General features: G+C 65.7%; 14 protein-coding genes. 8 read left to right on the top strand and 6 right to left on the bottom strand.

Features of this window, described 5'->3' with window-relative positions:
• Positions 1 to 140 precede the first annotated feature (140 nt).
• Positions 141 to 2,471: a thiamine pyrophosphate-binding protein gene (locus GORHZ_RS08350; RefSeq protein ID WP_006331989.1), complete on the bottom strand. Its 2,331-nt coding sequence runs from the start codon at positions 2,469 to 2,471 to the stop codon at positions 141 to 143.
• 126 nt (positions 2,472 to 2,597) lie between these two features.
• Between GORHZ_RS08350 and GORHZ_RS08345 the strand changes: the two genes are divergently transcribed.
• The gene (locus GORHZ_RS08345) at positions 2,598 to 3,071 is read left to right on the top strand and encodes an Lrp/AsnC family transcriptional regulator (protein WP_006331988.1); all 474 of its coding nucleotides are present in this window, start codon (positions 2,598 to 2,600) and stop codon (positions 3,069 to 3,071) included.
• 26 nt (positions 3,072 to 3,097) lie between these two features.
• On the opposite strand, the gene GORHZ_RS08340 is transcribed toward GORHZ_RS08345, so the two are convergent.
• Positions 3,098 to 3,892: a VOC family protein gene (locus tag GORHZ_RS08340; protein WP_006331987.1), complete on the bottom strand. Its 795-nt coding sequence runs from the start codon at positions 3,890 to 3,892 to the stop codon at positions 3,098 to 3,100.
• 154 nt (positions 3,893 to 4,046) lie between these two features.
• Here GORHZ_RS08340 and GORHZ_RS08335 point away from each other — a divergent pair, with 154 nt between their 5' ends.
• Positions 4,047 to 4,571, top strand: a complete 525-nt coding sequence (locus GORHZ_RS08335; RefSeq protein WP_006331986.1) for a hypothetical protein — start codon at positions 4,047 to 4,049, stop codon at positions 4,569 to 4,571.
• On the opposite strand, the gene GORHZ_RS08330 is transcribed toward GORHZ_RS08335, so the two are convergent.
• Genes GORHZ_RS08330 through GORHZ_RS08320 form a run of 3 tightly spaced genes read right to left on the bottom strand, consistent with a single transcriptional unit; the run spans position 4,546 to position 6,722 of the window.
• Positions 4,546 to 5,064, bottom strand: a complete 519-nt coding sequence (locus GORHZ_RS08330; RefSeq protein WP_040530740.1) for a C40 family peptidase — start codon at positions 5,062 to 5,064, stop codon at positions 4,546 to 4,548. The genes GORHZ_RS08335 and GORHZ_RS08330 overlap by 26 nt on opposite strands.
• A gap of 34 nt (positions 5,065 to 5,098) precedes the next feature.
• Positions 5,099 to 5,500, bottom strand: coding sequence for a hypothetical protein (locus tag GORHZ_RS08325; RefSeq protein WP_006331984.1), 402 nt, complete (start codon positions 5,498 to 5,500; stop codon positions 5,099 to 5,101).
• A gap of 4 nt (positions 5,501 to 5,504) precedes the next feature.
• Positions 5,505 to 6,722: a 3-ketosteroid-9-alpha-monooxygenase, oxygenase component gene (locus GORHZ_RS08320; protein WP_006331982.1), complete on the bottom strand. Its 1,218-nt coding sequence runs from the start codon at positions 6,720 to 6,722 to the stop codon at positions 5,505 to 5,507.
• Between the two features lie 238 nt (positions 6,723 to 6,960).
• Here GORHZ_RS08320 and hsaA point away from each other — a divergent pair, with 238 nt between their 5' ends.
• Genes hsaA through GORHZ_RS08290 form a run of 6 tightly spaced genes read left to right on the top strand, consistent with a single transcriptional unit; the run spans position 6,961 to position 12,774 of the window.
• Complete coding sequence (gene hsaA / locus GORHZ_RS08315; protein WP_006331981.1) at positions 6,961 to 8,154, top strand: 3-hydroxy-9,10-secoandrosta-1,3,5(10)-triene-9,17-dione monooxygenase oxygenase subunit; 1,194 nt, start codon at positions 6,961 to 6,963, stop codon at positions 8,152 to 8,154.
• 33 nt (positions 8,155 to 8,187) lie between these two features.
• Positions 8,188 to 9,099 carry an iron-dependent extradiol dioxygenase HsaC gene (hsaC, locus tag GORHZ_RS08310; RefSeq protein ID WP_006331980.1) on the top strand — a complete coding sequence of 304 codons (912 nt, stop codon included), beginning with the start codon at positions 8,188 to 8,190 and terminating at the stop codon, positions 9,097 to 9,099.
• Position 9,100: 1 nt separating this feature from the next.
• Positions 9,101 to 9,673, top strand: coding sequence for a 3-hydroxy-9,10-secoandrosta-1,3,5(10)-triene-9,17-dione monooxygenase reductase subunit (gene hsaB, locus GORHZ_RS08305; protein WP_006331979.1), 573 nt, complete (start codon positions 9,101 to 9,103; stop codon positions 9,671 to 9,673).
• Positions 9,664 to 10,854, top strand: coding sequence for a hypothetical protein (locus GORHZ_RS08300; RefSeq protein WP_006331978.1), 1,191 nt, complete (start codon positions 9,664 to 9,666; stop codon positions 10,852 to 10,854). Before hsaB ends, GORHZ_RS08300 begins: the two co-directional genes overlap by 10 nt.
• On the top strand, positions 10,851 to 11,639 hold the full coding sequence (locus tag GORHZ_RS08295) for an SDR family oxidoreductase (protein WP_006331977.1): 789 nt from the start codon (positions 10,851 to 10,853) through the stop codon (positions 11,637 to 11,639). Before GORHZ_RS08300 ends, GORHZ_RS08295 begins: the two co-directional genes overlap by 4 nt.
• Positions 11,632 to 12,774 carry a sulfotransferase family protein gene (locus GORHZ_RS08290; protein ID WP_006331976.1) on the top strand — a complete coding sequence of 381 codons (1,143 nt, stop codon included), beginning with the start codon at positions 11,632 to 11,634 and terminating at the stop codon, positions 12,772 to 12,774. The genes GORHZ_RS08295 and GORHZ_RS08290 overlap by 8 nt, the downstream gene beginning before the upstream one ends.
• Here the strand turns inward: GORHZ_RS08290 and GORHZ_RS08285 are convergent.
• Positions 12,729 to 14,192, bottom strand: coding sequence for a wax ester/triacylglycerol synthase domain-containing protein (locus tag GORHZ_RS08285; RefSeq protein ID WP_157205110.1), 1,464 nt, complete (start codon positions 14,190 to 14,192; stop codon positions 12,729 to 12,731). The two genes, GORHZ_RS08290 and GORHZ_RS08285, sit on opposite strands and share 46 nt — an antisense overlap.
• Between the last annotated feature and the right edge of the window lie 47 nt (positions 14,193 to 14,239).

The following is a 14,239-nucleotide window of genomic DNA, read 5'->3' as shown; positions in this document are numbered from 1 at the left end:
AGGCACTTCCTACGCTACTTGGACAGTTGTCTAAGAAGGAGGTTACCATGCATGGAAATAGGCTAGCTAGAGAATGATAACGGCATTCTTTTGGTCGCTTTCGCCTGAAGACGGTCATGCAAGTGAGTTCCGCGTGTGGCTCAGTCCATCAGGTCGAGTGCGGCCCGGATGATCGAGTCCTCGTCGATGCCGTGTAGCCGGTACACCTCGTCGAGAGAACCGGATTGGCCGAAGGTCGTCACACCCAGGGCTATCGACTCGACACGGTTGATCGTCGGGACGAAGCTCAGGGTGTGTGGGTGACCGTCGAGGACGGTGACCATCGGCGTCGCCCGATCGGCGGGGAACACCTGATCGAGGATCCAGGTGGGCGCCGCGCCCCGACCACGTCGGGACTGCAAGGCCTCGAAGACCAGGCCGGGACTGGTGATCACCACGACATCACACTCGATGTCCATCTGGGCCAACCGATCTGCGGCGGCCAGCGCGTCGGTCACCATGGCGCCGACAGCGACGATGGTCACCGCCGGATCCGCCGCACGTCGCAGGGCATAGGCACCCGCGACGACCTGCCTCCGTCGCCGCTCCCGTGCGGCCGGGTCGGTCGGCGCCGCGGCCAGCTTCTGCTCGACGGGTCGGGTCGACAGCCGCAGGTATGCGGATCGTCCGCCCGGCTTGCCCATGTGTGCCAGGCAATCCAGCAGCGTCCACTCGACGTCGAGCGCGAACGCCGGTTCGTAGCTCACACATCCGGGTTGTTCGAGACCGATCGACGGGGTCTTTATCGATTGGTGCGCACCACCTTCGGGCGCAAGCGAGACGCCGGCGGGGGTTCCGACGAGGATGGACTGCCCGCCGGCATAGATGCCGAATGACCATGGCTCCAAGGCCCGTTCGACGAAGGGGTCGTAGAGGACCCCGATCGGGAGCAGTGGTTGGCCCCAGCGGCTCCAGGTGGCGCCCAGCTCACCGATGAGCCCGACGAGGTTGGTCTCGGCGATCCCGAGCTCCATGTGCTGGCCGGTGGGTCGCTCCCGCCAGTGCATGATCGTCTCGCGGTCGTCGTCGAACCAGTCGCGACGCTCCGTCGGTGACCACACGCCCACCTTGTTCAGCCAGCCGGCCAGATTCGTCGAGGACGTGACATCGGGGCTCACCGTGATCACCCGGCGGGCGACGTCGGGTGCCTCTCGCGTCAGGTCGAGCAGTGTCCGGCCGAGCGCGGCCTGAGTGGTGGAGACCGCCGTCGGAATCCGGGTGAGGTCGGTGGGCACGTCGAGGTCCACGGGTGCGGGCACGGGGTCGCGGGCCAGGCGGGCAGCCGTGGCCGCACAGAGTTCACCCGCCGGGGAACCCGCGTCGAAACGGTGCCACGGATGGGCAGGGTCCTCACCCAATTCCTCGGCGAGGCCGGCGAATTGCTCCTCGGTCAGCAGAGTCGAATGGTTCTGTGGATGTCCTTGCGTCGGCAGCCCGTAGCCCTTGATGGTGTAGGCGAGGATGACGGTCGGTCGGGTGTCGTCGATGCCCGCGAACGCCGCACGCAATGCGCCCAGGTCGTGACCTCCGAGGTTGCGGATGGCCGCATGCAGGGTGGCGTCGTCCAGACCGGCGAGCAGCGAGGCGATCTGTTCGGCGTCGGGCCCGTCGCCCGGGAGCCGGGAGCGGATCTCGTCGTCGCGGCACCGCAGTAGTCGTTGGTATTCCGGGTTCGGCATATCGGTGATCCGGGTACGGAGTGCGTCACCGCCCGGGCGCGCGAACAGCTCGTCCAGCAGGTGGCCCCACTTCACCGTGATCACCTGCCATCCCGCCGCGGCGAACATCGCCTCCAGACGCCCGGCCGCGATATTGGGCACGACGCGGTCGAGCGACTGGCGATTGAGGTCGACGATCCAGACGATCTCGCCGAGCTCGGGCACCGACGGATCCAGGATGGCCTCCCACACCGCACCCTCGTCGAGCTCGGCGTCACCCACCAGCGAATACTGCCGACCAGTGCCGGCCGAACCGAACGCCGTCGTCACGTAGCGCCGCGCCATCGCACCCCAGATGGGAGCCGTGGCACCGATGCCCACCGAGCCGGTCGAGTAGTCGACGGTGTCGGGATCCTTTGTGCGGCTCGGATAGCTCTGCAGGCCGCCGAATTCCCGCAGCCGCGGTAGATGGTCCGCATCGAGTTCCCCGAGAAGGTAGTTGATCGCGTGGAGATTTGGTGCGGCGTGCGGCTTCACGGAGACCCGATCACCGGATCGGAGCTGGGAGAACCAGAGTTCGGTCATGATCGAGACCATCGACGCACATGATGCCTGATGTCCGCCGACCTTCAATCCGGACGGATTCGGGCGCACCCGGTTCGCGTGGTGCACGATCGCCGTCGAGGTCCAGAGCACCCGCCGGGAGATCTCCTCGAGGACGGAGTCGACATCGCGGGCCACGTCACCGGCCGGGGGTGGGGAATACGTAGTCATCGTCGTCTCCTGGCGTGTGGATTGTGCAGAACGTCTCCGAGTGTCCTCGTCGACTGGCATAGTGTGCAAGAGATTTGCTTGACGTTGAGCAGAATGCACAGATCTCGCTCTGGAGGTCGAGACGGGATGGTCACGATGCGCAACACATTGAGATTCGACGGTACCGACCAACGAATCCTGCGGGCGCTGATCCGCGCACCGCGGGCCACGACCAGCGCGCTGGCGCAACGAACCGGTCTGTCGCGCAACACCGTTCAGGCACGTCTGGCGCGCTGGGAGGAGACCGACGTGCTCCACGGGTTCGACCGTCGGATCGACACCGAGGCGTTGGGTTATTCGATTACGGCCTACGTGTTCACCGAGGTGACCCAGCGCATGCTGACCGAGGTGTCGGTGGCGCTCGAACAGATTCCCGAGGTGGTCGAGGTCCTCGGACTCAGCGGCGCCACCGACCTCCTGGTGCAGGTGGTGGCCCGGGACGCGGACGATCTCTACCGCGTCGCCGGGCTCATCCTCGACATCGACGGCGTGCAGCGCAGCACGACGGCGCTGCGCATGCGCACCCTCGTCGAGTTCCGCCTCGATCAGCTACTGGAATGACCTCCATCAGTTACCGACCGAGTCGCCTACATCCCGGCCGGCGGATGCCCGAGGCAGAAGGCGGCACCCATCGGGTCCGTGACCGCTGCGAGCGTCCCGTAGGGGGTCACCTCGCCAGGCATCATGATCTGGCCGCCCAGTGACTCGATCTGCTTCACCGTGGCGTCGACGTCATCCACGGTGATGTAGACCTGCCAGAACGACGGCACCTCCGCCGGATGGATCTTGGACGCGTCCATGATCCCGCAGTAGGAGTTCTCACCGAGGAAGACCTGACCGTAGGCGTCGGGACCAACCGCATCCGGATCGCCACCGGTGCCGATCTCCTCGATGCGTGCTCCGAGGAGGGCCGTGTAGAACTCGATCGATTTCGGGTAGTCCTTGCTGTGGCACTCGAACCAGTACGGGGTGCCGTGTTCGCCCCACTCGGCAAACCCCGCATGGGTCCCGGGCTGCCAGAACCCGATCGCCGCGCCCGCCGGGTCGGCGATGGTCATCATCGACCCGAGATCCGCAATCGCCATCGGCGGCACGACGACCGTCCCGCCCGCGGCCTCGGCGGCTTTGGCGGTGGCCTCGGCATCATCGGTGCGTAGATACACCGACCAGATGTTGGGCGGAGTGCCGGGCATCGCCGGCGACAGACCGCACACCGTATGCCCGTTCTTCATGAAGTTCTGGTATCCACCGAACTCCTCGTTGGGCGGGGCGTCGACCTCCCAGCCGAAGATCTCGCCGTAGAACTCGGCGGCCTTCGCGGGGTTGCTGCTCATCAGATCGAACCAGATCGGGGCGCCGACCGGCGCCGAGTACTCGCTCATTTCGAGTCCTTCCAAGGGTTTGGATGCTCCACCACGGCTGACCTTCAGCGTGGCGGAAACTCATCGGAGACACGCCGGATACGCGCGAAGGACCACGTCTCCCGGGCGGCGTCGCGCCCGGAGCGCCACCGCGGTCTCATGGCACCCTTGAGAAATGAGTGACGGAACCGATCGCGCCCGGGCATCGGTACGCAGGTTCACCTGGCCGATCGCGCTGGTGGCCGGGCTCCTCCTGGTGGCGTTCAGCCTTGTCCCGTGGGGTGTCTCGGACCAAGGGGTGCAGCCGTCCATCACCGGACTCGGTCGGGTCTCGGTTCCCGGAGCGGAGCCCGGGGACGTGGCCTTCCTCGAGGAGCACACGCTGCGCCCCGGGCTGGCGACTGTTGTGCTCGGTACGGTGATCGCGGTGGTTGCGGCACTGGCATGGTGGCGGCCGCGGCTGCGCTGGCCGGCGGTCGTCATCGTCGGTCTGGGCGCCGTCGCCGCTCTCGTCGCTGCGATCCCGGTGCTGGCGGACCCGGCAGCGCACCTGTTCGACGAGCGGGTGAACGATGCGCTGAGCCAGGATTCGCCGCTCGTCGGCGTTGGCTACGGGTTGGTCGGGGTCACGGTTGTCAGCATCGTGCTGATCGGGCTGGTGGTCGCCGTGGCCCTCACCCCAGCCGGCGGATCGTCTTGACCGGCGGCATCCGGTCAAGAGGATTGAATCCGACCGGTACGCCGTTGGGCCCGTATGCGTTCAGGACCTGACCGAACCCGGCGTAGATCCCGACGTGACTCGCGTCGTGCCAGAAGATGATGATGTCGCCAGGGGCCAGCGCCCAGGCTGGGATCGCGTGACCGACCTTCGACTGCTGCTGGCTGGTGCGTGGCAGATGGACTCCGGCCGTCGAGAAGGCCCATTGCGTCAGGCCGGAGCAGTCCCACGAGTTGGGTCCCGTGCCACCCCACTTGTAGGGCTTGCCGAGCTGGGTGGAGGCCGCGGCGAGCGCCTGCAGACCCGCGGGCGTCGACACGGGCAGGTAGATGTCCGACGACCCGGCCGAACCCGATGAGCCCATATCCGCCGATCCGCTTTCGGCAGCGGCCGGCGCGTTCGCCATCAGCGGCAACGCGACCACGAGGCACGCCGAGCAGATCAGACCGGCCACATGATGTCGAAGAATCGCCATGCCACCAAAGTCTGGCCGATGAAACCTGTCACTGTCACCAATATCCGTCAGGATCGCTGTCCGGGGACTGCGCCGCAATGATGCCTTCCGCGACGCCGTGATCGATGCTCGCCGACAGCCGTGGGCACGTGGGCGGCACGGCGCCGGGTAGCAACGCCTTCCCGGAATCCTCGGATCGCTCCAACCCGGTACACCGTGCCCGTGCCTGCGGGTTCCACTGGACGCTGGTGTGGAATGCGCTGGTCTTCTTCACCATCACGCATGCCTGACAGGTCCGGCATTCGATCTCGGCCATGCCGCCGCGCAGATAATGGGCGCGATCGCGTTCGGTCGCCGCATGGACCGCGGCAAGGTGCGCCGGATCGCCGTGGAAGTCGGGCGCTTTGGCCCAGCCCGATATCCCGGTGCCACCGTCCCGCTCGACCGCCCGGGGCATCGGCTCAGACCTCGGCCTTCTCCGACGCCGCCCCGGCTGCAGCTGCGGCTTCGGCGGCTTCGGTCTCCTGGCGGTGGAGATTCTCCTGGATCTCCACACCCCAACTCTCGAGCGCCTTGCTGGTGTCGATCTCGTACTCGAACCGCTGCGTCATCTCCTCGGTGACATCGGCGGAGTCGACGTAGAACTGTTCGTACCAGCGGCGCAGCTGATAGACCGGGCCGTCCTCCTCGACCAGCAGCGGATTGTCGATGCGGGTCTTGTTCTTCCAGATCTCCACATCCTGTAGGAATCCCACCTCGACACCCGCGGTGATCTTCTGCGCCATCGACTGTGCCTGTTCGGTGGTGAGGCCCTCGGGAACCTTCGCCATCACCCCGTACATGAGGACGAACGAGTTGGCATCGATCGGGTAGTGGCAGTTGGTCAGGATGGTCTCGATCGCGAAATCGCCGTAGTACTGCACCATCGGGTTGAGCATGTAGGCCGGACCGTAGTACGCGGCGACGGACTCGAGTCGACTGTCACCGTAGTTCGTCCCGAACGACACGTCGGGCCGCCCGTGGGAGTTCATGTACTGGGCGGCGATCTCGCCCTCGAAAACGTTCTTGAAGTAGTCCGGCAGTGCGTAGTGCACGTAGTAGAAGTGCGCCATGTCGACGACGTTGTCGATGATCTCGCGGCAGTTCGACCCCTCGATGACGATGCGGTTCCACGTCCAGCCGGTCCATTCCTGGGTACCGACCTCATCGAGTTCGGGGATGACGCAGTCGGAGGGCGGCGGATTGCGCTCGGGGTCGTTGTAGACGAACACCTGTCCGTTGCGAACCATCGTGGGCCAGGCGCGCGTCTTCGCCAATTTCGGGTTCCGCTTGGCATACGGCACGCCGGCGCATCGGCCGTTGCCCTTCCAGAGCCAGCCATGGAACGGGCATGCGACGTTACCGTCCTTGATGCTGCCCTGGCTGAGGTCACCACCCATATGGCGGCAATAGGCGTCGAGGATGTTGATGTTGTCGTCCTGATCGGCCCACACCACCAACTTCGTGCCGAACGCCTGCACGGAATGCGGCTTGCCGTCGGTGAACTCGTCGACCAGGCCAAGGCAGTGCCAGCCGCGCGCGAACCGCGACGGAGGAGCGCCCGTGTCGATCTCGCGAATGGGTGTCCCTGTCTCGGGTGTCGCTGTCTCGGGTGTCGCTGTCTCGGGTGTCGCTGACATCCGCCACTCCTGTCATCTGACGATGCGTGACTCGCTCATTCGGCGCGAATCGCCTCATGCCGATACTAGAACATGTTACAGAAATGGTGAGCAGATCGGGCCTCGGGTTGGGGATCGGGCCAGGATGTGGGCCCAAAGTCGCAGTGCTCGACATAAATGAGAACGTGTTCTAATCTCAGAACTGACGGGAACCAGGGACGACCGCGTGGTCGTCGCGCACAGACGAGGAGCGGACGAGATGCCGAAGGGATCAGACGCCGGGGGCGCAGCGGCCGAGCAGGTGTTGGAGAAGATCAACGCACTCCTGCCCGAGATCGAGCAGCGGGCCCAGCAGACCGAGGATCTACGGCGCATTCCCGACGAGACCGTCTCCAGCCTCGAGGGTGCGGGATTCTTCAAGCTGATGCAGCCCGAACAGTGGGGTGGCTATCAGGTCGACCCGGTCACCTTCTACGAGGCGGTCCGTCGCATCGCCACCGCATGCGGATCGACCGGTTGGGTGTCCGGCATCATCGGCATCCACAACTGGCACCTCGCGCTGTTCGATCAGCAGGCGCAGGAGGACGTCTGGGGCCGCGACACCTCGGTGCGGATCAGCTCCTCTTATGCGCCGATGGGTATGGGCGAGGTCGTCGACGGCGGCTATAAGGTCAACGGCTCCTGGGCGTGGTCGTCGGGCTGCGACGCCGCCGATTGGGCGTTCGTCGGCGGGCCGGTGATCAAGGACGGCAAGCCGGTCGATTTCGTCAGCTTCCTCATCCCGCGCACGGACTACACCATCAAGGATGTGTGGAATGTGGTCGGACTGCGCGGCACCGGCTCCAACACCCTCGAGGTCAAGGACGTGTTCGTGCCGCGGCACCGGATGCTGAGCATGCGGACCATGAGCATGGGGCAGAGCCCGGGCCTGAAACAGAACACCGCGCCGGTCTACAGGATGCCGTGGGGCACCATCCATCCGAGCACCATCTCGGCGCCCATCGTCGGCATGGCCTACGGCGCCTACCACGCCCATGTGGAGCATCAGGGCAAACGCGTCCGCGCCGCGTACGCGGGGGAGAAGGCCAAGGAGGACCCGTTCGCCAAGGTCCGGATCGCGGAGGCCGCCAGCGACATCGACGCCGCCTGGCGGCAGCTGTCCGGGAATCTGCAGGACGAATACGACCGGATTCTCGCCGGCGAGGAGATCCCCATGGAACTGCGCCTGGCCGCCCGCCGAGATCAGGTGCGCGCCACCGGCCGCGCCATCGCGGCGATCGACCGGCTCTTCGAGAACTCTGGTGCGCATGCCCTGGAGAACGGCACCCCGATCCAGCGTTTCTGGCGCGACGCCCACGCCGGACGCGTGCACGCCGCCAACGATCCCGAGCGTGCCTACGTCGCCTTCGGCAACGGCGAGTTCGGGATTCCCATCGGCGACACCATGGTCTGACCGCACCGCAGCACGATGACAGGAGTGTTGGAGATGAGTGACAGTCCGATTCGGTCTCTCGGGTACATGCGGATCGAGGCCACCGACGTCGACGCCTGGCGCGATTATGGCCTCAAGGTGCTCGGCACGGTGGAGGGACGCGGGCTCACCGAGGGGGCGCTGTACCTGCGGATGGACGATTTCCCCGCTCGGCTGGTGATCGTTCCGTCGGACCGTGACCACCTCGGGTGCGCCGGCTGGGAGTGCGCCAATGCGCAAGCACTACAAGAGGTTCGGGACAGGCTCGGGTCGGCCGGGGTGATCTTCCGGGAAGCCAAGGACGAGGAACTCGCCGACCGCCGTGTCGTCGAGATGATCGTCTTCGACGACCCGGCCGGCAACACCCTGGAGGTCTTCTGTGGGGTGGCGCTCGAACATCGGCGCGTCGTCAGCCCGTACGGGCACCGGTTCGTCACCGGTGAGCAGGGACTCGGGCACGTTGTGCTGACCTGCGACGACGACAAGGCCGCGCTGTCCTTCTATCGTGACGTGCTGGGTTTCAGCCTGCGTGACTCGATGCGATTGCCGCCGCAGGCCGTCGGACGCGAGGAGGGCGACGAGTCACCCTGGCTGCGCTTCCTCGGCTGCAACCCGCGCCATCATTCGCTCGCGTTCCTGCCCATCCCCAACAGCACCGGCATCGTACACGTGATGGTGGAGGTGGAGAACTCCGACGACGTCGGACTCTGTCTGGATCGGGCGCTGCGCAAGAAGGTCAAGATGTCGGCCACGCTGGGCCGACACGTCAACGACCTGATGCTGTCGTTCTACATGAAGACCCCTGGCGGATTCGACGTCGAATTCGGCTGCGAGGGAAGAACCGTCGACGACGACAAGTGGATCGCCCGGGAATCCACCGCGGTGAGCCTCTGGGGCCATGACTTCTCCGTCGGCTTCAAGAACTGACATGACCCGGACTCCCTACGGCTCCGCGGATTTCGACTCACGGCAGTTCCGGACCGCAATGGGACAGTTCTGCACCGGCGTCACCGTCATCACCACGCTCGATGCCGACGGTGCACCGGTCGGCTTCGCCTGTCAGTCGTTCGCGGCGCTGTCGCTCGAACCGCCGCTGGTGCTGTTCTGCCCGAAGAAGACGTCCCGAAGCTGGCAGGTTATCGAACAGACCGGCCAGTTCTGCGTGAACGTCTTGTCCAACCGCCAGCAGGACGTCAGTGCGGCCTTCGGCGCCCCGGGCGACGACAAGTTCCGCAACGTCACCTGGGACCCGTCGCCCGCGGGCCTGCCGGTGATCCGGCACGGCCTCACCTGGGTCGAGTGCGACGTGGCACGAGTGACCGACGGCGGCGATCACCACATCGTCATCGGACGCGCGCTCACTCTCGGAGAAGTGTTGCAGGACAAGCCGTTGCTGTTCTATCGCGGCGGCTACCTGTCGACGGAACATCCTCGGGTCACACCGGCGCAGGCCGAGTTGGAGAGCTTTCTCACCTGGACCGGAGGCGATACGTGGCTGTGATCACGCGGCCGACGGATGTGACCAAGCCGCTGACCGACGCGATCGCCGAGGCCGAAAAACTCATTGCCTCGGCGCGGTTCGTCGAGACCGAGCAGGACCTGGCCGAGGGATACGACTACCTCGCCGGGAGTGTCGCGGCGATCGTGCAGCTGGTCAGATCCCGGCAGCTCAGCCATCCGAACTTCGTGACGTCCACCGGGCCGATGACCAAGATGGGCCTCGACAACCCCGACACACTCTATTACCACGCCGACATCGAGCCCGACGGAACCTATCTGGTGCGTGGACATCGCGGCAGCACCGTGGATCTGAGCTTCCAGGTGCTCACCGGCGATTACACCCCCGACACGGTCCCCGGCGGCGACGACGCCTTCGACGACCGTCGGATCGTGATCGACGCGAACGGCGATTTCACGATCACCTTCGGCCCGCCCATCGACACCGACCATGACGACTACTTCGTCCTTGCCGACGGCGCCACGATGCTCGCCGTCCGCGAGGTCTATGGCGACTGGACGCAGCACAAGGGCACCATCTGGATCGAACGCGTCGACACCGTCGGCACCGCACCCGACGAACCCGATCTCGCCCGTGTTGTCCGCCGGTACGCGACCGCCGGCAAGATGCTCACCGCACGGATCAACACCTGGTTCAACTTCCCGAAATGGTTCTACCTCGACGAGCCCGTCAACACCCTCACCACACCGCGCCGAACCCCGGGCGGGCTCGCCACCCAGTACTCGTCGGTCGGCCATTACCGGCTCGCCGACAACGAGGCCATGGTCATCACGGTGCCGAAGTCGGATGCGCCGTATCAGGGTTTCCAGCTCGGCAGCATGTGGTACATCTCGCTGGACTACGTCAACCATCAGACCAGCCTCAATTCGGCGCAGGCGCAGGTCGACCCGGACGGCATGATCCGGATGGTCATCGCCCGACGGAACCCGGGGGTGGCGAATTGGATCGAGACCACCGGACGGATCACCGGCATCATGCAGTTCCGTTGGCAGCGGGTCGATCATCCCATCCGGCCGGAGGACGGTCCGAGCGCGCAGGTCATCGACATCGACGATGTGCGTGAGCATCTGCCCTACTTCTGCGACAACGTCATCCCCGAAGCGGGTTGGGTCGACCGGATCGCGGCGCGACAACGTGCGTTCGCGGCAAGGATGCTGGGATGACGCCGACAGGGCTGCTCGCCGACAAGGTCGTCGTGGTGTCCGGGGTGGGACCGGGTCTGGGGCGCTCCATCGGCCTGCGTGCCGCGGCGGCCGGTGCCCGGGTCGTGCTGGCCGCCCGCACCGAATCACGACTCAAGGAGGTGGCCGACGAGATCGCCACCGCCGGTGGCACATCGCTGGTCGTGCCGACCGACATCGCCGACGACGACGCCGTCGCCGGCTTGGTCGGATCCACCCTCGACGAGTTCGGACGTGTCGACGCGGTGATCAACAACGCGTTCGCGCTCCCGTCGATGAAACCGTTGGCACGCACCGATTTCGACCAGATCGCCGCGAGCCTGGACCTGACCGTCCTCGGTACCCTGCGGGTCATCAAGGCCTTCACCGATCCGCTCGCGAAGACGAACGGCAACATCGTCAACATAAACTCGATGGTCATCCGGCATTCCGAACCCCGCTACGGCAGCTACAAGATGGCCAAGTCGGCGCTGCTGGCGATGTCGCAGACGCTGGCCACCGAACTCGGCGACAAGGGGATCCGGATCAACTCCGTCGCACCCGGCTACATCTGGGATGACCAGCTCAAGTGGTACTTCGGCGAGGTCGCCAAGAAATACGGGATCACATCCGAACAGGTCTACGAGCAGACCGCGAGCCGCTCGGACCTCAAGCGACTCCCGGAGCCGGACGAGATCGCCGAGGCCGTGGTGTTCCTCGCCTCTCCGATGGCGAGCGCGATCACCGGCCACACCCTCGACGTGAACTGCGGTGAATACCATGACTAGTGCGGCACGCATCAACGTCGGTACGGTTGTCGATCTGCACGAATCCGCCACCCGGGCAACCGGTCTCGACGACTTCGGGGATCCGGACCACCTCGAGGCGCTCGAGGTTCTGCTCGAGTCCTACGCCCGCGATGCCGAACTCACCGAACTCGGCAGCAAGATGTTCCGCTTCTTCCTCAAGGGCGCGTTGATCGCGCGGCTGCTGTCGGAGGTATCGTGGCGGGCCAATCCGTCGTATGTCGACGTGCCGATCACGCGACCGGTCTTCGTCACGGGTCTGCCGCGCACCGGCACGACGGCGCTGCATCGGCTGCTCTCCGCGGACCCCGCGCATCAAGGGTTGCAGATGTGGCTGGCGGAGTTCCCGCAACCTCGCCCGCCCCGCGACACCTGGGCGCAGAATCCGGTCTACCGGCAGATCAATGCCGGCCTCGAGAAGCACCACGTCGACAACCCCGAGTTCATGGGCATGCACTACCTCGAGGCCGGCGAGGTCGAGGAGTGCTGGCAGTTGTTGCGGCAGAACGTCATGTCGATCTCGTATGAGTCACTGGCCTACCTTCCGACGTACTCGAGGTGGCTGTCGGAGCAGGACTGGACGCCGGCCTACCGACGACACCGGCAGAACCTGCAGATGATCGGCCTCAACGACCCGGAGAAGCGCTGGGTGCTGAAGAACCCGAGTCACATGTTCGTCCTCGACGCGCTCATGGCGGTCTATCCCGATGCTCTGGTCATCCAGACGCATCGCCCACCGGAGACCATCATCGCCTCCATGTGCAGTCTCGCCGAGCACGCGACACCGGGCTGGTCGACGACCTTCGTCGGCGACCGGATCGGTGCGACACAGCTCGAACTCTGGTCCCGTGGGCTGCGCGCGTTCGAGGCCGCACGGTGCCGATACAACCCGGATCAGTTCCTGGACATCGACTTCGATGATCTGCGCACCAACCCGTTCGGCACCGTCGAGCACATCTATAACGCCCTCGGCGCCGAAGTGTCCTCCTCGGCGAGGGCCGCGATGGCCGCCCTCGACACCGAGAGCCGCACCGGAGACCGCAAGCCGCAGCACCACTACAGCCTGGCCGACTACGGCTTGACGGAATCCTCGGTCAGAGAGGCCTTCGTGACCTGATCGACCAAGGTCAGCCCGACCGCGGCGCGCTGCGCCCCCAGTGCAAGGATCTCGTCGAATCCCTCCCGGATGCACGTTGTCAATTCACCCGGATCGCTCACCGCGGCCGGGTCGCTGTTGATGCCGAGGAGCACCCGGCCGGCATAGGAGAGCAGGGCGATGTTGGTTGCGGCACCGCCCTTCGGCGCGAACGGAATGACCGCGGTGACCTTGGCTCCGGCCATGTACACGTCGACCGGTGGTCCGGGCACGTTGGTGGCCACGAAGTCGACCCCCTTCATCATCGACCCGACGGCCATCGTGGTGACCTGGCGCGGCAGCGCCGTCAGCAACCGGTAGAGGATTCCGGAAACACCGAGCGCCGGATCATGCTGGGCGCCGTGCAGGATCGGACGCAGTTCACGGATCCGATCCACGGGGTCGTCGGTATCGGTGGGAACGATGAAGCGTGCCGGAATCCATCGGTTCCCACCCGGGGCATCGGTCTCTGACCGGTTGCTGACCGGCATGTTGACCCGGAGCGCGTGAACATCGGTCCCCTGGCGTAGATGGTATCGCCGCAGCCCACCCGCCACGGCGGCGACGAACACCTCGTTGATCGTGGACTCGGTGGCAGTGGCGACAGCCTGGAGATCGGGGAGCGGAAACTCGAGGGTGGTGAAGGCCACCGAGAGTGAGCGGTCTTTCATGAGCGGCGACAGCGGTGGTCCCTGTGGCGCGATCATCTTGGCTGTCGCGACGGTCAGCGCGCCGGCCGCAACCGTGGAATCGATCGGGTTGGTCAGCAGGTCTTTCGTGCCGCCGACGAACCGCCCGGCGGCCACGGACAAGTTTGACACGATCTCCTTCGCCTCGAAGTCCGTCGCCTGGCGGATCCTCTCGACGAGGTTTGCGTGATGCGGTACGGGCGGCTTGGGCAACGGTCCCAGATCGGGAGGCTCAGGCGTGCGGTCGAAGAGAACCGAACTCATCTGCATGCCACCCATGCCATCGGTGATCGAGTGATGGATCTTGAGGATCACGGCCGCCGCGCCGTCGTCCAGGTCGGTCAGAACCGCCATCTCCCACAATGGGCGTGCGTGATCGAAGTCCTGCTCACTCATCCGCTCCGCGTACTCCAGGACGTCGGCAGGAGCCCCGTGGCGACGTGGCAGGCGCCGGAAGCGGATGTGATATTCGAAATCGAAGTTGGGGTCGGTCTCCCAGCGGGGCGGTGCCACCGACATCGAACTCCCCACCGGGCGCTGCCTCAGCTTGGGGTAGACCCGTGACCAGCGGTCGGATCGCTCCAGAAGCGCCGATCGATCGGGCTCGCCGTCGAGCATCACGACCACCGTGATGACCGAACGCAACAGGGGATCGCCTTCGACGCCGAACAACACCGCGTCGACCGAGCCCATCCGAGGATCGTTCGCCATACCCAGATTGTGCTCCACCGACCGGTATGCCGGAGCGGATCTGGCGA

The organism is Gordonia rhizosphera NBRC 16068 (assembly GCF_000298195.1).
Lineage (GTDB): Bacteria > Actinomycetota > Actinomycetes > Mycobacteriales > Mycobacteriaceae > Gordonia > Gordonia rhizosphera.
Note: the sequence above shows the minus strand (reverse complement) of the source record. Positions and strands in the feature narration are given on the sequence as shown.

Bases quoted from the DNA above. Each gene is read 5' to 3' on its own strand.
- GORHZ_RS08285 (WP_157205110.1), bottom strand. From the start codon at position 14,192: ATGGCGAACGATCCTCGGATGGGCTCGGTCGACGCGGTGTTGTTCGGC.
- hsaC (WP_006331980.1), top strand. From the start codon at position 8,188: ATGAGTGACAGTCCGATTCGGTCTCTCGGGTACATGCGGATCGAGGCC.
- GORHZ_RS08325 (WP_006331984.1), bottom strand. From the start codon at position 5,500: ATGCCCCGGGCGGTCGAGCGGGACGGTGGCACCGGGATATCGGGCTGG.
- GORHZ_RS08335 (WP_006331986.1), top strand. From the start codon at position 4,047: ATGAGTGACGGAACCGATCGCGCCCGGGCATCGGTACGCAGGTTCACC.
- hsaB (WP_006331979.1), top strand. From the start codon at position 9,101: ATGACCCGGACTCCCTACGGCTCCGCGGATTTCGACTCACGGCAGTTC.
- GORHZ_RS08295 (WP_006331977.1), top strand. From the start codon at position 10,851: ATGACGCCGACAGGGCTGCTCGCCGACAAGGTCGTCGTGGTGTCCGGG.
- GORHZ_RS08290 (WP_006331976.1), top strand. From the start codon at position 11,632: ATGACTAGTGCGGCACGCATCAACGTCGGTACGGTTGTCGATCTGCAC.
- hsaA (WP_006331981.1), top strand. From the start codon at position 6,961: ATGCCGAAGGGATCAGACGCCGGGGGCGCAGCGGCCGAGCAGGTGTTG.
- GORHZ_RS08345 (WP_006331988.1), top strand. From the start codon at position 2,598: ATGGTCACGATGCGCAACACATTGAGATTCGACGGTACCGACCAACGA.
- GORHZ_RS08320 (WP_006331982.1), bottom strand. From the start codon at position 6,722: ATGTCAGCGACACCCGAGACAGCGACACCCGAGACAGCGACACCCGAG.
- GORHZ_RS08350 (WP_006331989.1), bottom strand. From the start codon at position 2,471: ATGACTACGTATTCCCCACCCCCGGCCGGTGACGTGGCCCGCGATGTC.
- GORHZ_RS08330 (WP_040530740.1), bottom strand. From the start codon at position 5,064: ATGGCGATTCTTCGACATCATGTGGCCGGTCTGATCTGCTCGGCGTGC.
- GORHZ_RS08340 (WP_006331987.1), bottom strand. From the start codon at position 3,892: ATGAGCGAGTACTCGGCGCCGGTCGGCGCCCCGATCTGGTTCGATCTG.